Annotated in this window: 3 protein-coding genes and 2 pseudogenes; 2 read left to right on the top strand and 3 right to left on the bottom strand. The window is 31.7% G+C overall.

What is annotated here, in order from left to right:
• Nucleotides 1-673, top strand: a 673-nt coding sequence (locus A3SG_RS22535) for a hypothetical protein (RefSeq protein ID WP_016991257.1), incomplete at its 5' end; no start/stop codon positions are given.
• Between the two features lie 274 nt (nt 674-947).
• On the opposite strand, the gene A3SG_RS0117295 is transcribed toward A3SG_RS22535, so the two are convergent.
• The 3 genes and pseudogenes from A3SG_RS0117295 to A3SG_RS20315 form a co-directional block, all read right to left on the bottom strand.
• Nucleotides 948-1838, bottom strand: a complete 891-nt coding sequence (locus A3SG_RS0117295; RefSeq protein WP_016991256.1) for a Ppx/GppA phosphatase family protein — start codon at nt 1836-1838, stop codon at nt 948-950.
• A gap of 64 nt (nt 1839-1902) precedes the next feature.
• Nucleotides 1903-3973: pseudogene (gene ppk1, locus A3SG_RS20320) on the bottom strand (polyphosphate kinase 1).
• Between the two features lie 5 nt (nt 3974-3978).
• Nucleotides 3979-4463: pseudogene (locus A3SG_RS20315) on the bottom strand (SixA phosphatase family protein).
• Nucleotides 4464-5016: 553 nt separating this feature from the next.
• On the opposite strand from A3SG_RS20315, the gene A3SG_RS22780 reads away from it, so the two are divergent.
• Nucleotides 5017-5151, top strand: a complete 135-nt coding sequence (locus A3SG_RS22780) for a hypothetical protein (RefSeq protein WP_255347720.1) — start codon at nt 5017-5019, stop codon at nt 5149-5151.
• Nucleotides 5152-5266: the final 115 nt, after the last annotated feature.

The raw sequence follows: 5266 nt of genomic DNA, 5'->3' as shown, positions 1-5266 counted from the left end.
TGGAAGAAAAAAAAAAGTTGAGTCCTTCATAATACCCCCTACCTATTTTAGAAAAAGCGATTATTCCATAGCGGATCAAACAAAATCCACAGAGCAAAAGCCCACGCCTTTGCAAGCCGTTGTGGAACCGCAACAAATAGTCTCAGAACAGACGGCTAAAATCACTGCTCCTACTCCTCCTTTAAAAACGGAAACAACATCAAACCAACCAGCAGTTTCGGCCCTTTCATTATCTAGTATTCGTGCTAAAAGGGCATTGGAAGAAAGCAACAAAGGATATGTAAAGGAGGTGGTAGATTTGCCTACAGACGCTTTTTCAGAAACGGAGATGTTAGTGCAATGGACAAAATATGCAAAACGTTTAGGTGACAAAGGATTTAAAATTATGGAGTCTTTGTTACTCATCAATGATCCCGTTTTGAATGGATTTAACATCACGCTCGAATTACCAAATGAAGGTTCAAAACTAGATTTCGAAAAAGAAATAAATGGTCTGTTGGGACATTTGAAAGGACATTTGCACAATCATGACATTACCATTGATGTTGTTGTAAATGAAAGTTTCGAAAACAAAAAGAACTTTAATGATCAAGACAGGTACAACAGATTACATGAAATAAATCCAAGTATTGAATTGTTAAGAACCACATTTGGTTTAGACCTAAACGGATAAAACAGCAACTCTTAAAACCGTAAATGATTCATTTTTTGTTTTAATACAATTCTATTGCGAAATAATTAAATCAACAAGTCCAATTCGAATTTAACTATTAATTTATAGCAAGATATTGGTGCGTTTGATTAAATGCATACCATCGACAAAAACGCCATTCCATTTGTATCTGTGATGGCTTTTTATTCAGCTATAATTTTTTATCAGGACTTTGGTTAGTAAAAAAAGAAAATCAATTTTTTAGATTTTTTAAAATTTTAAAAAAACTTCGCTTTTATATGTTGCCGTAATACATGGCCTTAACAATCCCATCGGATAATCCAATTTTAGGAACATAGATTTGTCGTGCTCCACTCCATTTCATTGCATTCAGATATATTCTAGTCGCAGGAATAATAACATCAGCACGATCAGGGTTTAATCCCAACTCCGCAATTCTTTGCTCGTAAGTCAATGAATTTAAGAAAGAATATTGTGCAGTCATATAAATATAGGACAAAGGCTTTTCTTGTACTGCACCTGACATTTTAAATAATTTATTAATATTACCTCCAGAACCAATCAGGGTAACTTCTTCATAATCTACCGTATTTGTTTTAATCCATTTTTCAATTTCATCCCAAACTACATCGCAGACCATTCCATTTAACAAGCGAACAGTACCTGCTTTAAACGATCTGGAAGTTACTATTTTGCTATTTGAAAAAAGGGTGAATTCTGTACTCCCTCCACCAACATCCACAAAAAGATAGGTCTGATCTGTTTTTAAAAGGTGATGTAAATCTGTTGAAGCGATTATTGCTGCTTCCCTTTTTCCATCAATTATTTCTATGTTAATATTTGCTTTCTCCTTGATAAGGTCTACAACCTCCTTTCCGTTGTATGCTTCCCTCATAGCGGAAGTAGCAAATGCCTTATAGTCCTGCACTTTATGTACTTTCATCAAGAGATGGAATGCCTTCATAGCATCGCACATTCTATCGATATTTTCTTCGGATATTTCACCTACAGTAAAGGCGTCCTGTCCTAATCGGATAGGCACACGAACTAAGGAACTTTTATTAAATTGAGGCTCTTTACCCTGTTGTTCAACAATATTTACTATTAGTAAACGCATTGCATTTGATCCAATATCGATTGCCGCGTATTTCTTTATGTTAATCATTCTTTATTATGATTTTGAATTTACTTTTCTACTTATGAATAAGTTAAAAATAAAATTGCTATTTCTAAAAAGTTTCGTCTAATAATTCGACTTTCCTTTGATAATATTTATAGGTTTCTATTTGAGCCCTAAATACAGGATCACCACCTCTTTCGCGGTATTTATTATCCAGTTTATCCGAATGAATACGTGCTTTTACATTTCCTTTCCAACCTAGATCAAAGTTGTCAATGAGTTCTTTTTTAATCTCTTGATCGTAAATAGGACAGGTCACTTCTACCCTTCCATCCAGATTTCGGTTCATAAAATCTGCTGAAGAAATAAAAACCTCTGTTTGCCCTGCATTTCCAAAAATATAAATTCTGGAATGTTCTAAATAATTATCAACAATACTGATGGCTTCAATATTAGCACTCATTCCCTTAACACCAGGAATCAATGAACAAATCCCTCTTACTTCTAATTGTATTTTTACTCCCGCATTGCTGGCTTCATATAATTTATCGATCATTCCAAAATCAGATAAACTATTCATTTTTAGCTTTATATACGTTTTTCTCCCCGCTAATGCATGCAGAATTTCCCTCTCAATTAGTTTATAAAATCGAATTCGAGAATAATGTGGCGAAACAATAAGGTGCTTATAGCGGTATGTCCTGTAATTAATATTAAAAAAATCAAATATTTTATTAATGTCTTTCAGAATCGACTGATGACTGGTAAATAGTGTGACATCCGTATATACCTTTGCAGTAGACTCATTAAAGTTTCCTGTTGATATAAAGCCGTATCTTTTTACTTTACCGCTTTCAATCCTTTCAATAACACATATTTTACTGTGAACCTTTAGTCCCTTTACGCCAAAAATAAGTTCAATACCCTCTGTTTGCATTTGTTCCGCATAGGAAATATTTGACGCTTCGTCAAATCGAGCCTGCAATTCAATCTGAACGATTACTTTTTTACCGTTTTTTGCTGCATTGATTAGGGAGCTTATGATTTGCGAATTCTTAGCTAATCGGTACAAAGTTATTTTAATTGTAGTAACCTTAGGATCAAGAGCCGCTTCCCGAAGAAATTTAGTTAGATAAGAATAGGATTGATATGGAGCATTCAATAAATAATCCTTTTCACTAATTTTTTGTAAGATACTGCCTTCCAAACTTAATCCAGGAATAGGCAATGGATCATTTTTTACGTATAACAAATCTGCTCTCCCTAAACTTGGAAAGTCCATGTAATCTCGTCTATTATGATACCTGCCACCAGGTATTATACTGTCTGTAGAGTCAATTTTCATCTTATCCAAGAAGAATTCTAGCGTATCTTTTTCAATCGTCTGGTCGTAGATAAAACGAACAGGTTCCCCTATGATTCTGTCTTTTACACTTGTCGAAATTTTTTCAAGCATACTCTTGCTTAAATCACTGTCGATATCCAATTGAGCATCACGACTGATTTTTATCATATGCGCAGAAACACTTTCATAATCAAAAATATTAAAAATACTTTTTAAATTATGTCTGATTACATCATCAATTAGAATTATATATTGTTTTTCATCGTCTGAAGGTAAGACAACAAATCGATTCATCGTTTTTGGAATTTCGATAATGGCATATCGAACTTCTGAATTTTTTTTCATTACTAATTTAATAGCCAAATAACCCATATTATCTCTCAATAGCGGAAATTCAGATAAATCATTTAAAATAATGGTCACTAATTCAGGACTTAATTTTTGTATAAAGAAATCTTTTAAAAATATTTCCTGCTCAACAGAAATTTCACTTTCATTGATGATAAAAATATTTTCGCTTTCAAGTTGGGTTTCTATTTTTTTTAGAATTACAAGACTTTCTGTTTGATCGTCAATTACAATTTCAGTAATATCTTTTACTAACTGCTGAGCCGAAATACCTCCAAGAATTTTCGCTCCTGATTTACCAGATAGACTTAACCTTCGTATTGCAGCAAAACGAACTCTAAAAAACTCATCTAAATTATTTGAAAAAATTACCTAAAAATCGTAATCTATCTAAAAGTGGTACTGATTCATCTGCTGCTTCTTGAAGTACTCTGGCGTTAAATGCTAACCAACTTTTTTCTCTATCTATATATTTCTTTTCTGGCACTATATTTATTTTAAATCTTTTGGAACTATTATTTTTTTGTTTGACCGTTATTTATTTCTTCCCAATCTTCTGTATCAAATTCTAAAGCTACAAACCCGCTGGTTGGCACATTATCAATAGAAACGTCTCCAAATTTATTTACAAAGTTAGTAATTGCGGCATTATGTCCAAAAACAATAATGCTATCAAAAATATTCTCACATGATTTTATGATTTCTTCCAGCTGTTTTTCATCAAAAGTATAAAGTCCCTTCTTATAATCAATACATTCAATGGGATATAATATATTTTGGGCAAAAATTAGAGCGGTATCGGAGGCTCTTTTTGCAATACTGCTCCATATTACATAAGTCTTAGGAATAAAATCCAAAATACTCGATGAAACTAAATGAGCATCTTTCACTCCTCTTTGATCTAATGGTCTATCAATATCTTGCAAAGGTACGTCCCAATTTGATTTTGCATGTCTTATTAAGATTAAATTTTTCATGTTCAGGAGTTTTATTATGATATTTAATAGTTCCAAATCAATTAGAAAGATACAATTTATATCAGTATATCTTTTGTTTTTTAACGAAAAATCAACTTAAATACCATCGAATAAACCAAAAACAAATATCAGAGTGTTAATTATAGCACTATTTTGGAATCGTTATTTTGTAGCAGTTTATTAACGATAATTATCGTGACTTTTGAGATCTAAACTAACAATGAAATACTGCTAGTTTAATTACAAGATAATTCAGATATGCCAATTCTTAACCCATAATAAGCAGCTAAATAGAAACAAAACTTAAAAAGTTGATTAATAAAAAAAAAGCAGCAAACCCTAGTTCAAGTTAAAAAACTTAAATCGATATAAGAATGGACTAAAAATAAATGCACGGAATATCAAAAATTTTTTCTACAAAACAAAAAACAGAAACTACTTAAACGAGTATTTGAGTACTTAAACGAAAGAAAAGAAATATTCTATTATTTGTTACTACGTTTATAGCTATCTATGAGAGATACTACTTCCTGTCATTTGTAAAAATAGCATTATGAAAACAATTTTCTATATCTTATTAAAGGTAATAAGTCTTTATGCTGCCATAGTAATTGGTTTTAGTGCCTTGTTAGCTTCAGCACTAGTATTTCCTTTTATCCTCCTCACTAAAAACACAGATTGTAACTAAATTTTACGTTTTGTTACTATTTATCTTTCAAGATTATCCTCAAATTGACTATCGGAATTGTTGAAAATCCTATTTGTACTACTAAAATAAAAGCAACATTCCTCGTCTTTTTTCT

The organism is Flavobacterium sp. ACAM 123 (genome assembly GCF_000264055.1).
Lineage (GTDB): Bacteria > Bacteroidota > Bacteroidia > Flavobacteriales > Flavobacteriaceae > Flavobacterium.
Note: the sequence above shows the minus strand (reverse complement) of the source record. Positions and strands in the feature narration are given on the sequence as shown.